The organism is Caballeronia temeraria, from assembly GCF_001544795.2.
GTDB classification, from domain to species: domain Bacteria; phylum Pseudomonadota; class Gammaproteobacteria; order Burkholderiales; family Burkholderiaceae; genus Caballeronia; species Caballeronia temeraria.
On sequence record NZ_FCOI02000001.1, the window covers coordinates 244,815 to 259,455 of the forward strand.

General features: G+C 64.7%; 15 protein-coding genes. 3 read left to right on the top strand and 12 right to left on the bottom strand.

The features are described 5' to 3' along the window. Window positions 1–61 precede the first annotated feature (61 nt). From AWB76_RS01165 to ribBA, 4 genes are read right to left on the bottom strand one after another with little or no spacing between them, the layout of a single operon-like run. Complete coding sequence (locus AWB76_RS01165) at window positions 62–1,255, bottom strand: pyridoxal phosphate-dependent aminotransferase (RefSeq protein WP_061158289.1); 1,194 nt, start codon at window positions 1,253–1,255, stop codon at window positions 62–64. Next, entirely contained in the window at window positions 1,256–1,693 is a 438-nt protein-coding gene (nusB, locus tag AWB76_RS01170) for a transcription antitermination factor NusB (protein ID WP_061158290.1), read from the bottom strand. Continuing rightward, on the bottom strand, window positions 1,690–2,199 hold the full coding sequence (ribH, locus tag AWB76_RS01175; RefSeq protein ID WP_008350863.1) for a 6,7-dimethyl-8-ribityllumazine synthase: 510 nt from the start codon (window positions 2,197–2,199) through the stop codon (window positions 1,690–1,692). The genes nusB and ribH overlap by 4 nt, the downstream gene beginning before the upstream one ends. Before the next feature lie 35 nt (window positions 2,200–2,234). Then, window positions 2,235–3,398 (bottom strand): bifunctional 3,4-dihydroxy-2-butanone-4-phosphate synthase/GTP cyclohydrolase II, encoded by a 1,164-nt coding sequence (gene ribBA, locus AWB76_RS01180; RefSeq protein ID WP_061158291.1) that lies wholly within the window; start codon window positions 3,396–3,398, stop codon window positions 2,235–2,237. 220 nt (window positions 3,399–3,618) lie between these two features. Between ribBA and AWB76_RS01185 the strand changes: the two genes are divergently transcribed. Both AWB76_RS01185 and AWB76_RS01190 read left to right on the top strand, forming a co-directional pair. Beyond that, window positions 3,619–3,942: a type II toxin-antitoxin system Phd/YefM family antitoxin gene (locus tag AWB76_RS01185; RefSeq protein WP_061158292.1), complete on the top strand. Its 324-nt coding sequence runs from the start codon at window positions 3,619–3,621 to the stop codon at window positions 3,940–3,942. Continuing rightward, a complete protein-coding gene (locus AWB76_RS01190; RefSeq protein ID WP_061158293.1) occupies window positions 3,935–4,339 on the top strand; it encodes a hypothetical protein in 405 nt (134 codons plus the stop codon). Before AWB76_RS01185 ends, AWB76_RS01190 begins: the two co-directional genes overlap by 8 nt. 27 nt (window positions 4,340–4,366) lie before the next feature. Here AWB76_RS01190 and AWB76_RS01195 read toward each other — a convergent pair whose 3' ends face one another. The 4 genes from AWB76_RS01195 to AWB76_RS01210 all read right to left on the bottom strand — a co-directional run bounded on the left by AWB76_RS01195 (window position 4,367) and on the right by AWB76_RS01210 (window position 8,032). After that, window positions 4,367–4,981, bottom strand: coding sequence for a riboflavin synthase (locus AWB76_RS01195; protein ID WP_061158294.1), 615 nt, complete (start codon window positions 4,979–4,981; stop codon window positions 4,367–4,369). Between the two features lie 28 nt (window positions 4,982–5,009). Next, window positions 5,010–6,122 (bottom strand): bifunctional diaminohydroxyphosphoribosylaminopyrimidine deaminase/5-amino-6-(5-phosphoribosylamino)uracil reductase RibD, encoded by a 1,113-nt coding sequence (ribD, locus tag AWB76_RS01200; protein WP_061158295.1) that lies wholly within the window; start codon window positions 6,120–6,122, stop codon window positions 5,010–5,012. An 18-nt stretch (window positions 6,123–6,140) separates the two neighbouring features. After that, on the bottom strand, window positions 6,141–7,424 hold the full coding sequence (gene hemL, locus AWB76_RS01205; RefSeq protein ID WP_061158296.1) for a glutamate-1-semialdehyde 2,1-aminomutase: 1,284 nt from the start codon (window positions 7,422–7,424) through the stop codon (window positions 6,141–6,143). Window positions 7,425–7,579: 155 nt separating this feature from the next. Next, the gene (locus AWB76_RS01210) at window positions 7,580–8,032 is read right to left on the bottom strand and encodes a hypothetical protein (protein ID WP_061158297.1); all 453 of its coding nucleotides are present in this window, start codon (window positions 8,030–8,032) and stop codon (window positions 7,580–7,582) included. Between the two features lie 153 nt (window positions 8,033–8,185). On the opposite strand from AWB76_RS01210, the gene AWB76_RS01215 reads away from it, so the two are divergent. Beyond that, on the top strand, window positions 8,186–9,397 hold the full coding sequence (locus AWB76_RS01215; RefSeq protein ID WP_061158298.1) for a Bcr/CflA family multidrug efflux MFS transporter: 1,212 nt from the start codon (window positions 8,186–8,188) through the stop codon (window positions 9,395–9,397). Window position 9,398: 1 nt separating this feature from the next. Here the strand turns inward: AWB76_RS01215 and AWB76_RS01220 are convergent, their stop codons facing one another. The 4 genes from AWB76_RS01220 to AWB76_RS01235 all read right to left on the bottom strand — a co-directional run bounded on the left by AWB76_RS01220 (window position 9,399) and on the right by AWB76_RS01235 (window position 14,554). After that, window positions 9,399–11,510, bottom strand: coding sequence for a prolyl oligopeptidase family serine peptidase (locus AWB76_RS01220; RefSeq protein WP_061158299.1), 2,112 nt, complete (start codon window positions 11,508–11,510; stop codon window positions 9,399–9,401). Window positions 11,511–11,619: 109 nt separating this feature from the next. Next, a complete protein-coding gene (locus tag AWB76_RS01225) occupies window positions 11,620–12,738 on the bottom strand; it encodes an ABC transporter ATP-binding protein (RefSeq protein WP_061158300.1) in 1,119 nt (372 codons plus the stop codon). A gap of 30 nt (window positions 12,739–12,768) precedes the next feature. Continuing rightward, window positions 12,769–13,626, bottom strand: a complete 858-nt coding sequence (locus AWB76_RS01230; protein WP_035506188.1) for a carbohydrate ABC transporter permease — start codon at window positions 13,624–13,626, stop codon at window positions 12,769–12,771. After that, window positions 13,616–14,554: a carbohydrate ABC transporter permease gene (locus tag AWB76_RS01235; RefSeq protein ID WP_061158301.1), complete on the bottom strand. Its 939-nt coding sequence runs from the start codon at window positions 14,552–14,554 to the stop codon at window positions 13,616–13,618. The genes AWB76_RS01230 and AWB76_RS01235 overlap by 11 nt, the downstream gene beginning before the upstream one ends. Window positions 14,555–14,641: the final 87 nt, after the last annotated feature.

Below are 14,641 nucleotides of genomic sequence, written 5' to 3' on the forward strand. Positions count from 1 at the left end.
CGCCGGATGGAAAAAGAGAAGGGCACCCGCGGGTGCCCTTTTTTGTTGCGCGTCGCCGGGGTTATCGGCTGAATAATGCGCCCAGCCGCTGAACCGCTTCCTCCAGCTTCGCCTGCGAAGTCGCGTACGAGAGCCGGATATAGCGCTCCGGCGCATGAAAGCCGAAATCCGCGCCCGGCACGAGCACGACGCCCGCGTCGTGGAGCATCGAGTGCGTGAGGGCGTCGCTGTTTCCGGCGGCGGGGTGACGGACCGTGGTCGTGTCGGCGTAGACGTAGAACGCGCCGTCCGGCACGACGGGCACGCCGAAACCGAGCGAGCGCAGCGCCGGCACGATGTAATCGCGCCGACGCTTGAACTCCAGCCGCCGCGCTTCGTAGATCGCGATCGTCTCGGGCTCGAAGCACGCGAGCGCCGCGTGCTGGGCAAGCGCCGATGCGCAGATGAAAAGATTCTGCGAGAGCTTCTCGACCGCGCTGACCATCGCGTGCGGCACGACGAGCCAGCCGAGCCGCCAGCCGGTCATGTTGAAATACTTCGAGAAGCTGTTGACGGTGACGACGTCGTCGCCGAAGGAAAGCGCCGACACGGGCTTCGCGTCGTAGCTCAGGCCCTGATAGATCTCGTCGACGATCGTGAAGCCGCCGCGCGCGCGCACCGTGTCGACGATGCGCCGCAGTTCGTCCGGCTCGATCGACGTGCCCGTAGGATTCGACGGCGACGCGAGCAGCACGCCGCGCGTCTTGCCGGTCCAGTTTTCCTCGACGTGCTCGGCCGTCAACTGAAAGCGCTCGGCCGGGCCGCTCGCGATGAGCACGGGCTTGCCATCGGCCGCCGACACGAAATGCCGGTTGCACGGATAGCACGGGTCGGGCATCAGGACTTCGTCGCCGTTGTCGACGAGCGCCATGCACGCGAGCAGCAACGCCGCCGACGCGCCCGCCGTCACGACGATCCGCTCCGGATCGACCGTCAGCCCGAAGGTATCGCGATAATGCCGCGCGATCGCCTCACGCAGCGCGTGGATGCCGAGCGCGTTGGTGTATTGCGTCACGCCGCGCTTCAGAGCGTCGGCGGCGGCGTTCGTGACCGGCTCGGGCGCGGTGAAATCCGGCTCGCCGATGCTCATGTGGATGATGTCGCGACCCGCGCGCTCGAGCGCCTGAGCCTCTTTCATCAGCTCCATCACGTAGAACGGCTCGATTGCGTCGACGCGCGACGCGAGCCGCACGAGCGGTTCGGCTGTCTGATTCATTTACGCTCCACGGCCGCGCGCCTGCGCTTCGGCGGGCCGCATCACCACGGCGAGCTTGTCGAGCACGCCGTTGACGTACTTGTAGCCGTCCGAGCCGCCGAAGGTCTTCGTCAGCTCGACCGCTTCATTGATGACGACGCGATACGGCACGTCGATGTGATGCTTGAACTCGAACGCGGCCACCAGCAGCACCGCGCGCTCGACCGGCGACAACTGCTCGATCGGACGATCGAGGCACGGTTGCAACTGCGTGGACAGCGCCTCGGATTCCTTGATCACGCCATGCAGGATCGCATCGAGATGGTCCTTGTCGGCCTTGTCGAAGCCTTGCGAATTGCGCAGTTGCGCATCGATTTCGCCGGCGGGCGCGCCCGACAGCAGCCACTGATAAAGCCCTTGCGTCGCGAGTTCGCGCGAACGGCGTCGTGCGCTCTTCATGCGCGGTCCTCGTCTTCTTCGTCTTCGTCTTCGTCATCGCCGCCGAGCTGTTCGAGCGCGACGGACAGATTCGCCATTTCGACCGCTACGCGCGCGGCGTCGCGGCCCTTTTCGGTCATGCGGGCGACGGCTTGCTCGTCGTTTTCAGTCGTCAGCACGGCGTTCGCGACCGGAATGCCGAAGTCGAGCGCGATGCGCGAAATGCCCGAGCCGCTTTCGTTCGACACGAGTTCGAAGTGATACGTCTCGCCACGCACGACGGCGCCAAGCGCGATCAGCGCGTCGAACTGGCCGGATTCCGCGAGCTTTTGCAGCGCGAGCGGAATTTCGAGCGCGCCCGGCACGGTGACGAGCAGCACGTCCTGGCCGATCACGCCGAGGCGCTCCAGCTCCTCGATGCACGCGTCGGCGAGGCCGTTGCACACCGGTTCGTTGAAGCGCGACTGCACGATGCCGATGCGCAGGCCGTCACCGTCGAGATTCGGCTGGTATTGTCCGATTTCCATGAATGATTTCCGTTTGTTTAATTGGGTTTTGGCGTTCAGGCGGAGCGCAGCTGCGTGATGCCGGTGTCGGCGGGCGCGGCGGTGGCGGGGCAGCCGGGCATCGGCACGAAGCCCGTCACTTCGAGCCCGTAACCCGACATGCTGCCGAGCTTGCGCGGATTCGCGAGCACTTCCATCTTGCCGACGCCGATATCGCGCAGAATCTGCGCGCCGATGCCGTAAGTCTTGAAGTCGATCGGGCGGCGCTTGAGTTCTGCCGCCTTGTCCTTCTGATCGAAGGCGCGGAACACGTCGACGAGATGCTCCTTCGTGTCGCCGCAATTGAGCATGACGATCGCGCCGAGATCGCGCGCGGCGATTTCCTTCATCGCGGCGTCGATGGTCCACGAGTGGGTCGATGAATCGATTTCGAGCAGATCGAGCACGGAGAGCGGCTCGTGCACGCGCACCGGCGTGTCGCGGTCGGGATGCGGCGTGCCGCGAACGAGCGCGATGTGCGGCGAGCCGGTCGGTTCGTCGCGATACAGCACCGCGCGAAACGCGCCGTGCGCGGTTTGCATCGTGCGCTCGCAGACTTTCTCGATGATCGACTCGGTGCGGCTGCGGTAGTGGATCAGATCGGCGATGGTGCCGATCATGATGCCGTGCTGCTTGCCGAATTCGATGAGATCCGGCAGGCGCGCCATTTCGCCGTCGTCCTTGATGATCTCGCAGATCACCGCAGCGGGCGTGAGGCCCGCGAGCGCGGTCAGGTCGCAGCCGGCTTCCGTGTGGCCCGCACGCACGAGCACGCCGCCCGGCTGCGCCATGATCGGAAACACGTGGCCCGGCTGCACGATGTGCTCGGCGCGCGCGTCGTGCGCGACGGCCGCGGCGATGGTTTTCGCGCGATCGGCGGCGGAGATGCCGGTCGTGACGCCTTCGGCGGCTTCGATGCTCACCGTGAACGCCGTGCCGTACTGCGTGCCGTTGCGATGCGTCATGAGCGGCAGGTTCAGCTGCTTGCAGCGCTCCTGCGTGAGCGTGAGGCAGATGAGGCCGCGGCCGTGCTTGGCCATGAAGTTGATGGCTTCGGGCGTCACGAATTCGGCGGCGACGACGAGATCGCCTTCGTTCTCGCGGTCTTCTTCGTCGACGAGGATCACCATCCGGCCGGCTTTCAGTTCAGCGATGATCTCAGGAGTGGAGGCGAGCGACATGATGACGTCCCGTGCGGGGTCCGGTTTGGGGAAAGGGCGTATTTTACGCCACGGCCGATGCAGCGTCGGTGAAATCCACTCTCGGGGAGATGTGGCGATTTCCTAAGCCGTTCGGACGAATGGCGTGATGCAAGTGCGCTTGGGAAACTGTGGTCATCGAACTTTCCTCAAAGACAGATACTGTACAATGTTAAGTACATTAAATCGTACGGAGCCTGTCATGGCTTACACCGCGAAGGACATCATCCCGCTCTCGCAGGCGCGTGCCAATCTTTCCGAACTCATGGACGAAGTTCGAGCCGGCAACGAAAAAATCATCACCAAGAACGGGGAAAGTTATGTCGCTTTGATCAGCACAGAAAAGCTCGAGGCGTTCTACCGGATGGAGCGGGCGCGCATTCACACGGTATTGCTGAACGACGCGCTGACGGCGCTCAAGAGTCTCGACGAGAACGACACGGAAGACGCCGACGAATACGTCGCTCGTCTTAAAGCGCGTTTGGGAACGCAGCGAACGGATCACGGAGAACCGGACAGTGAATGACGAACGCAAGCGCGCGACCATCCGAATCTCGAGCGAGTTCAAGGCCCGAATCACGGATATCGAGCGTTACTGGAATGGTGTCGACCGACCCGAAAGCTTTCTTCGGCTGATCGAGGCGATCGACAAGACAGTCATACCGGTGCTTCGGCGCTTTCCGGCTCTTGGACGACGCCTGCTCAATTCGAAGCCCGATACCGTCGACGCACTGCTCGCGAGCGAGGAAATCGCGGAAATGACGAAGTCGGGCGGAGTTCACCAAGGCGAACTCCACGAACATCTGTTCGACGACTACGTGCTGCTGTATCTCTTATGCGGCGACACGATCATCTTCTTGTCGCTTCGGCATATGAAGGAGATTTCCTCCGAGTTCAGAGAGCTTTGGGGCCCGGAGCGTTAGCTCGGGACATGCGCCGAAGCGCAACGTTTACCCCGCGCTCATCATCCGCTCGACATACCGCGCGATCAGATCGATCTCCAGATTGACCTTCGCGCCTTTGGCAAGCGCCCTGAGCGTCGTCACTTCGACGGTATGCGGAATCAGGTTGATGGAAAACTCGCAGCCGTCGGCGCCATCGCTGACCGAGTTCACCGTGAGGCTCACGCCGTTCACCGTCACCGAGCCTTTATAAGCCAGATACTTGCCGATGTCCTTCGGCGCGACGATGCGCAGTTCGTGCGATTCGCCCACCGGCTCGAACTTCGACACGACGCCGAGACCATCCACATGACCGGACACGAGATGTCCGCCGAGTCGGTCGTGCGCGCGCAACGCCTTCTCCAGATTCACACCGGCGCCCGCATCGCCGAGACCGACCGTCTTGTTGAGGCTTTCGCGCGACACTTCGACATCGAACGTGCCGGCCGATTTCTCGATAACGGTCATGCACGCGCCCTGAATTGCGATGCTGTCGCCGAGCTCGACATCGGCAAGATCGAGACCGCCCGCGCCGACCGTCAGACGAACGCCCGCTTCCGGCTCCGCGCCGAGCGGCGTGACTTTTTCGATACGGCCCACGGCCGCGACAATTCCTGTGAACATCGGTCAGATTCCTCGATTCAGTGCTTGATCAACTCGCCACGTTGGCTTCGGCGAAACGCGCCAGAATGCGCAGATCGTCGCCGAGCCGGTCGATGCGATGAAATTTCAGATGCGGCCGGGCATCCAGCGTGCCGGGCGGCGCGAAGTCGAACATGCCCGGCGCGCTGCCGAGCAGGCTCGGCGCGAGATAGACCAGCAGTTCGTCGACGCAGCCTTCGCGCAGCAGCGAGCCGTTCAGCTTGTGGCCCGCTTCCACGTGCAATTCGTTGATGCCGCGATCGGCGAGCGCGGTGAGCATCGCGGGCAGATCGACCTTGCCGTGCTCGTTCGACAGCTCGATCAGATCCGCGCCCTTCGCGCGCAGCGCGTCGATGCGCGCGGGATCAGCGTCGGCGCTATGGAAAATCCACGGCGGCGCGCCGTCGAGGATGCGCGCCTGCATCGGCACATCGAGCCGGCTGTCGATCAGCACGCGTTGCGGCTGGCGCGGCGTGTCGACCGCGCGCACGGTCAGTTGAGGATCGTCCTCGCGCACCGTGCCGATGCCGGTGAGGATCGCGCAGGCACGGGCACGCCACGCGTGGCCGTCGGCGCGCGCGTCTTCGCCCGTGATCCATTGGCTTTCGCCCGTGGGCAAACCCGTGCGGCCGTCGAGCGTGGCCGCGACCTTCATGCGCACCCACGGACGGCGGCGCGTCATGCGCGACACGAAGCCGATGTTCATCTCCTGCGCCTCGTTCGCTAGCAGCCCGCAACGCACGTCGATGCCCGCGTCGCGCAGCATCGTGAGTCCGCGGCCGGACACCGACGGATTCGGATCTTCCATCGCGGCGATCACTTTCTCGACGCGCGCATCGATGAGCGCATGCGCGCACGGCGGCGTGCGCCCGAAATGGCTGCATGGTTCGAGCGACACATACGCCGTCGCGCCGCGCGGGTCCTTGCCCCGCGAGCGGGCGTCTTTCAGCGCCTGCACTTCGGCGTGGTCCTGGCCGGCCGGCTGCGTGTAGCCCATGCCGATCACTTCGCCGTTCTTGACGAGCACGCAGCCGACGCGCGGATTCGGCGTCGTCGTGTACATGCCCTTCGAAGCGAGCGCGAGCGCGCGCTCCATGTGCGTGAAGTCGGTTTGCGAGAACATCGGCGCGGCCCGGGAGCGTCAGGCGGCGAGCGACGCGAACGCGCCGCGCGCGGCGTCGATCGTCGCATCGATGATCGCGTCGTCGTGCGCGCTCGACACGAAGCCCGCCTCGAACGCCGATGGCGCGAAGTACACGCCGGCATCGAGCATCGCGTGGAAGAACGCGTTGAACCGCTTCGTGTCGCCTTGCTGGATCTGCGCGAAGCTGCCCGGCACCTGATCCATGAAATACAGGCCGAACATGCCGCCGATCGAATCGGCGGAGAAGGGCACTTTGGCGTCGCGGGCGGCGGAAGTCAGGCCGTCGACGAGCTTGCGCGTCTGCTTCGCGAGGTCGTCGTAGAAGCCGGGGCGCTGGATCAGTTGCAGCGTCTTCAGGCCGGCGGCCACGGCGATCGGGTTGCCCGACAGCGTGCCCGCCTGATAGACGCCGCCGAGCGGCGCGAGATGCGCCATGATGTCGCGACGTCCGCCGAACGCGGCCGCCGGCATGCCGCCGCCGATGACCTTGCCGAGACACGTGAGATCCGGCTTGATGCCGTAGACCTCCTGCGCGCCGCCGAGCGCGACGCGAAAGCCGCACATCACTTCGTCGAAAATCAGCACCGAGCCGTATTCGTTGCAGCGCTCGCGCAGCGCGTTGAGGAACTCCGGCGTCGCACGCACGAGGTTCATGTTGCCCGCGACCGGCTCGACGATCACCGACGCGATCTCCGAGCCGAACGCCTTGAACGCCTCGTTCAGTTGCTCGACGTTGTTGTATTCGAGCACGGTCGTGTGCTTCGCGATGTCGGCGGGCACGCCTGCGGACGTCGGGTTGCCGAACGTGAGCAGACCGGAACCGGCCTTGACGAGCAGGCTGTCGGCGTGACCGTGATAGCAGCCTTCGAACTTGATGATGCGGCTGCGGTTCGTGAAGCCGCGCGCGAGGCGCAGCGCGCTCATGGTGGCCTCGGTGCCGCTCGACACCATGCGGACCTGTTCGATCGACGGCACGAGCTTGCAGATTTCCTCGGCGATCTCGATTTCGGCTTCGGTCGGCGCGCCGAACGAGAAGCCGTTCGCGAGAACGCGCTGCACGGCGTCGAGCACTTCGGGATGAACGTGACCGAGAATCATCGGGCCCCATGAGCCGATGTAGTCGATATAGCGCTTGCCGTCCGCATCCCAGAAATACGCGCCTTCCGCGCGCTCGATGAAGCGCGGCGTGCCGCCGACCGAGCGGAACGCCCGCACCGGCGAATTCACGCCGCCGGGAATGGTTCGCTGCGCGCGTTCGAAGAGAGCTTGATTCTTGGACATGGATGAAGACCTGCGCTGAAAAGTGGATGCGGGAGTCGCGAGGAGGCTTCCGGCGGCCGCTGCCGCGATGCCGGCGCGGTGCGCGAAATGCGCCGTCCGACGCGAAAAACGATGCTGAAATTGTACCGGAGTCGTTGCCAATGAGCCGTGTCCGGCTAGGGCGACTTCGGGCGTCGTCCGGTGCGTTCGGTCCATAGCTTTTCGAGCGCGCCCTCGGCCATCGGCTTGATGAGCGTGCCGGACATTTGCGCGTCCCACGTCTGCACGGAAAACGGATGCGCGCGCAATTCGTCGCGCGTGACGACGACTCGCTCATGCGCATCGACGAGCCAGTCATACACGAAGTCGATGCATAGCCGATAGCCACGCTTGCTGCCGGCGTCGGGCACTTCGTACGGCGCGCGCGTCACCCAGCCCGACGCGAACACGCCCTTCGGTTCCTGCGACACGCGATGCACGAACACGCGATCGCCCGGCAGGAGACCGCGCGCGGTGCCGCAGCCCCAGACATCGGCGACGGCATCGCCTGCGCCGACGCGCCGCGCCATATCGGGCAACTCGGGCCACGGCCACTTTTTGGGGCTCCAGATCAGCAGAAAGGCGGTCATCGGATCGACGAAGATAAAAGCGAAGACGTGCGACGAGCTTAACGCAACGCGGCGCTCAGGGCCGGATCAGGATGACGCGTCGCGTACAATGGACGCTCGTTTGCGCGGCAAGAAAGCTGCGCCGCATCCACTCTTTCCCGTCTCTCGAACTTCATGTCCGACACCCCCCGGCGCCGGCCCGATGGCCGTTTGATCCTGTTGCTCGGCGCGCTCGCGGCGTGCGGCCCGCTGTCGATCGACATGTATCTGCCGAGCCTGCCGTCGCTCGCCGCCGCGTTCGGCACGAGTCCGGCCGCCGCCCAAAGCACGCTCACGAGCTTCATGTTCGGCTTTTCGTTCGGCATGCTGCTCTACGGCCCGATGTCCGATGCGTACGGCCGCCGGCCCGTCCTGCTCGGCGGCATCGTGCTTTATGCGCTGGCGAGCATCGGCTGTGCGGTGGCGTTTTCCATCGATACGCTGGTGTTCGTGCGCTTTCTGCAGGCGCTCGGCGCGGGCGCGGCTTCCGTGCTCGCACGCGCGATCGCCCGCGATGCCCACGAGCCGACCGACGCCGCCCGCGTGCTGTCGATGCTTTCCATCGTCACGTCGATAGGCCCGCTGCTCGCGCCGTTGATCGGCGGGCAATTGCTGCTGCTCGGCGGCTGGCGCGTCGTGTTCGTCGCGCTGACGCTCTTCGGCGTGACCTGCGCGGCGACGGCCTATCTGCGCGTGCCGGAAACGTGGCCGAAGGAAAAGCGCGCGAGCGCGGCCATCGGCAAATCGTTTGCTGCCTACGGGCATCTGCTGACCGATCCCGTCACGTGGGGCCACATGATGTGCGGCGGCATGGCGTTCGCGTCGATGTTCGCATACATCACCGCGACGCCGTTCGTCTATATCGACTACTTCCATGTGAAGCCGCAGTACTACGGGCTGCTGTTCGGGCTGAACATCGTCGGCATCATCGCGGGGAACGTGCTGAACACGAAGTTCGTCGGCCGCGTCGGCGCGATGAAGATGATTTCGGCGGCGTCGTTCGTGAGCGTCGCGGCGGCGCTCGCGGTCGCGCTCGTGGCGCTCACGGGATGGGGCGGCCTGTGGTCGATCGTCGTGACGCTGTTTTTCGTCGTCGGCGTGGTCGGGCTGCTGTCGGCCAATTGCACGACCGAGCTGATGCATCGATACCCGCATAACGCGGGCGCGGCCGCCGCCGTGTTCGGCGCGATGCAGCTCGCGCTCGGCGCGCTCGCGAGTCTCGCGGTCGGCTTCTTCCACGATGTCTCGCCGCACGGCATGGGCATCGTGATCGGCGTGTGCGGCGTGCTGACCTTCGCCGGGCGCACGCTGGTGCTGCGCTCGCATGCGGCGCCCGTGAAGGTCTGACTCAGGCGAGCGGGCCGATCGTCGCCGCGAGAAACGTGAAGGCCGCCGCTTCCGCCTGTGCGATCGCTTCCGGCTCGACGCCCGCGCCGTGCCCGCCGTCACCGGTTTCCTGATACCAGACGTTGTCGTGGCCTTGCGCCTGCATCTTCGCGGCCATCTTGCGCGCGTGGCCGGGATGCACGCGGTCATCGCTCGTCGATGACGTGAAGAGCGTCGGCGGATAAGCCACGTCTGCCTTCACGTTCTGATACGGCGAATACGCCATCAGATGACGCAGATCGCCTGTGTCGTCGGGGTCGCCGTATTCGTCGATCCACGATGCGCCTTGCAGCAGCAAGTGAAAGCGCGCCATGTCGAGCAGCGGCACCTCGGAGAGCACCGCGCCGAAAAGCTCGGGCCGTTGGACCATGCACACGCCGGTGAGCAGGCCGCCGTTGCTGCCGCCGCGAATCGCGAGCTGCTTTGGCGTCGTGACGCCGGTCGCGACGAGCGCCTCCGCCACCGCGATGAAATCATCGAACGAAATCTGGCGATTCTCGCGCAGCGCCGCCTGATGCCACGCCGGCCCGAATTCGCCGCCGCCGCGGATGTTCGCGACCGCGTAAAGCCCGCCGCGTTCGAGCCAGGCGATGCCGGTCGTCGCGTCGTAGCCGGGATCGAGCGCGACTTCGAAACCGCCATAGCCGTAGAGCAGGCAAGGGCGCGTCGTCGCGTTCGTCTCGACGTCCTTGCCGATCAGCCAGTAGGGAATGCGCTCGCCGTCCGGCGCGATCGCGTGGCGGCGCACGGCGGCGAGGCCGGTTGCGTCGAATTGCGCGGGAAGGCGGGCGAGTAGTTGCCACGGGGCATCGGTGGCGAGATCGGCGTAATGGAGCGACGGCGGCATCAGAAAGTGCTCGACGTGGATGAGCACGGTGTCGTCGCGTTCGCTGTCGATCGAATCGACCCACGACTGGCTCGCTTCCGGCAGCGCGAACTCGCGCGTGCGCCATGCGTCGTCGGCGTTCTCGTTCGGGCGCAGCAGCGTGACGCGGGGCGTGCCGTCGTCCATCTGCGAGACGATCAGCCAGTGCTTCGTGAAGTCGATGCCCGCGAGCACGAGCCGTTCCGATGGCGTGAAAAGCGAAGTGAACTGTCGCGAGCCCGCAAGAAACGCGTCGCGCCGGATGACGGTCAGCGTGCCGGGCGCGTAGCGGCGGCCGCCCGCGTTCCAGAACTTGCGCGGCGTGACGAAGAGCCAGCCGTTCCAGTGCTCGATTTCCGCGTGCGGCGGCAGATCGTACTGACGCCATTCGTTGGCGGTTTCGTCGAGCCAGTAGTTGAGCGTGTCGTAGAACGTGACCGCGCGCGACGCGAGATGCAGCTTCTCGAGGGGATCGTAGTCCACGCCCGCCGACACATCGCGCCGGTTGCCCTCGAACACGACGGGCGCATCCGCGAGCGGCGTGCCGCGTTTCCAGCGACGCGCCTGACGCGGGAAGCCGGATGTCGTGAGCGTGGGGCGCGGGTTCGTCTTGCTGTCGTCCCAGCCGACGTACACCGTGTCGCGATCGATCCACGAGATGTCGTGCTTGCCGACATCGGGCAGCACGAAGCCATCCGCGACGAAACTTTTCGACGCGACATCGAACTCGCGCACCATGCACGCGTCCGAGCCGCCCGGCGACAGGCTGACGAGCGCGCGGTCGTAGTGGGGATAGAGCATGTCGAAGTCGGCGAGCGCCCAGCGGGTGTCGTCGGCTTCGTTGGTGTTCAGGTCGAGGGCATCGACGTCGAGGATCGTTTCCCATTCGGGCTTGCCTTCGAGCCACGAAGACCACGGCGTGCGGCGCACGATGCCGAGCGGATGCGCGTCGTCCTGCCAGGTGTTGTAGGCCCAGTCGCCGTAACGCGAGCACGCGACGATGCGATCCTTCGACGTGTACGCCTTTTCGAGCCGCCCGGCGAGCGTGCGCGCGTCGGGTGTGTCGCCGAATGCGGCTTCGGTGCGGCGGTTCTGGGCATCGACCCACGACTGCACGCGGGCGTCGCCGAGCGCTTCGAGGCCGATGAAAGGATCGGGACCGTCGGATGGAGTCCAGGCGAGGTCGGGATGCGAGGAGAGGAGTGTCATGCGGGCGCTGGCGTCATCGAAATGCAAAACGTCGATTGTGCCTCTTTACGCCGCGCAATGAAAAACGCCACGGCGAACCGTGGCGCTTCAAATCAGCCGAACAGCGGCCTCAAGCCAGCCGCTCCTCCGTCTGCGGATCGAACAACACAGCCTTCGACACATCGAACAGCAGCGTCATGTTCGACATCGGCTGCGGATTCGCCGCCGGGTGCACGCGCGACACGATGCGCTTGCCGTTCACCTGCGCGAACACGAGCGTGTCCGGACCGGTCGGCTCGATCACGTCGACGCGCACGTCCACCGGCTGCAAGCTCGTGTCCGACACGTCGTGCGCGCTGCGCGAATCGGTGATGCGCTCCGGACGCAGGCCGAGAATCACGTCCTGACCGACCTTGTTACGCAAACGGCCCGCATCGAACGGCAGATTCAGCACCTTCTGCGCGACGCCCGTATCGAGCTGCAAGCCGACGCCCGAGCCCGACTCGACGAGCTTGCCGGCGATGAAGTTCATCGGCGGCGCGCCGATGAAGCCCGCGACGAACAGGTTCGACGGCGAATCGTAGATTTCCTGCGGCGCGCCGAACTGCTGCACGATGCCGTCCTTCATCACCGCGATGCGATCGCCGAGCGTCATCGCTTCGATCTGATCGTGCGTCACGTACACGATGGTCGTGCCCAGACGCTGATGCAGCAGCTTGATTTCCGAACGCATCTCGATGCGCAGCTTCGCGTCGAGGTTCGAAAGCGGCTCGTCGAACAGGAACATGACCGGATCGCGCGCGAGTGCACGGCCCATCGCGACGCGCTGACGCTGACCGCCCGACAGTTGCCCCGGCTTGCGGTCCAGCAGATGACCGATCTGCAGCGTCTCCGACACGCGATCGACGATCTTCTTCTGCTCGTCCTTCGGCACCTTGCGGATGTTCAGGCCGAACGAGATGTTGTCGCGCACGCTCATCGAAGGGTAGAGCGCGTAGGACTGGAACACCATCGCGATATCGCGGTCCTTCGGCGAAAGGTCGTTGACCGTCTTGCCGTCGATCATGATGTCGCCCTTGGTCACGGTTTCGAGACCCGCGATCATGTTCAGCAAGGTCGACTTGCCGCAGCCCGAGCCGCCGACGAGGATCAGGAACTGACCGTCCTCGATGTCGATATTGACGCCCTTGAGAACCGGCACCCCGTTCGGGTAGGTCTTGTACACGTCACGGATGGAAAGGCTTGCCATGTGAATCCTCTATCTCTCGATACTTCTCGATTAACCCTTCACCGCGCCGGCCGTCAGCCCGCGCACGAAATAACGTCCCGCGATCATGTAGACGAGAATCGTCGGCAAGGCGGCGATGATCGCGCCGGCCATGTCGACGTTGTATTCCTTCACGCCCGTCGATGTATTCACGAGGTTGTTCAGCGCCACCGTGATCGGCATGGAATCCACGCCCGAAAACACGATACCGAACAGGAAGTCGTTCCAGATCTGCGTGAATTGCCAGATCAGGCACACCATGAAGATCGGCAGCGACACCGGCAGCAGGATCTTCGTGAAGATGGTGAAGAAGCCCGCGCCGTCGATGCGCGCCGCCTTCACCAGCTCGGCCGGAATGCTCACGTAGAAGTTGCGGAAGAACATCGTCGTGAATGCGATGCCGTAGATCACGTGAACGAGCACGAGGCCGGTCGTCGTGTTCGAGAGGCCGAGAAAGCCCTGCAGGCGGGCCATTGGCAGCAGGATTGCCTGGAAGGGGATGAAGCAGCCGACGAGCAGCATCGTGAACAGGCCGTCCGCGCCGCGGAAACGCCAGTGCGTGAGCACATAGCCGTTGAACGCGCCGATGAACGACGAGATCAGCACGGCCGGAATCACCATGCGCACCGAGTTCATGAAGAACGGCTCCATGCCGTCGCAGCGCACGCCGGTACACGCGCCCGACCATGCCTTGATCCACGGATCGAAGGTGAAGTGCGTGGGCGGCGTGAGCAGGTTGCCCGTGCGAAGCTGGTCGAGATCCTTGAACGACGTCGACAGCATCACGTAGATCGGGAACAGGAAGTAGAGCGCGAAGAGAATCAGCACCGCGTAGATGACGGCGCGGCTCAAGGTCATCTTAGGCTGCATTGCGGGTGCTCCTCGATTCGAGATACATGAGCGGCACGAGCACCGCGACGACCGTGGCGAGCATCATCATCGACGATGCGGCGCCCACGCCCAGCTGGCCGCGGTTGAACGAGAACGTGTACATGAAGATCGCCGGCAGCGACGACGACGTGCCCGGTCCGCCCGCCGTCAGCGCGACGACGAGGTCGAAGGTCTTGATCGTGATGTGGCAGAGAATCAGGAGCACGGAGAAGAACACCGGGCGCATGCTCGGAATCACGATCTTGCGGTAGATGGTCGGCAAACCCGCGCCGTCCATCTGCGCCGCCTTGAAGATTTCGCTGTCGACGCCGCGCAGACCGGCGAGGAAGAGCGCCATCACGAAGCCTGTGGACTGCCACACGGCCGCGATCACGACGCAGAAAATCGCCTTGTCCGGATCGCCGAGCCAGTTGAACGAGAAGCTCGTCCAGCCCCAGTCGTGAAACACTTTCTCCAGACCGAGGCCGGGATTCAGAATCCACTGCCAGGCGGTGCCGGTCACGATGAACGAGAGCGCCATCGGGTAGAGGAAGATCGCGCGCAATGCGCCTTCGTTGCGGATCTTCTGGTCGAGAAGGATCGCAAGGAACAGGCCGAGGAACACGCAAATCCCGATGAACGGAATGCCGAACCAGCCGAGGTTGGCGGCGGAAGTCCACCAGACATCGTTGGCGAAGAGCTGCTTATAGCGGTCGAAGCCCGCGAAATCGTAGCGCGGCATGAGCCGCGATTCGGACAGTGACAGATACCCGGTAATGGCAATGAAGCCGTACACGAAAATGAGCGCGATCACGACGCTGGGAGCGAGCACCAGCTTCGGAATCAGGCGATCGGCGAGCGCCGCCGTCGGTGAAGCGCGACGGGGCGGATTTTGCGGTTTCTTGTCCGCGGTGATGGAGGCAGTCACGACTCGACTCCTGGAAGATGCGCCGGCGCTTTCGTGCGTTCGGATGCACGGACTGGCGCTTCTGTGGCGGATGCCTGCTGGCGCTGA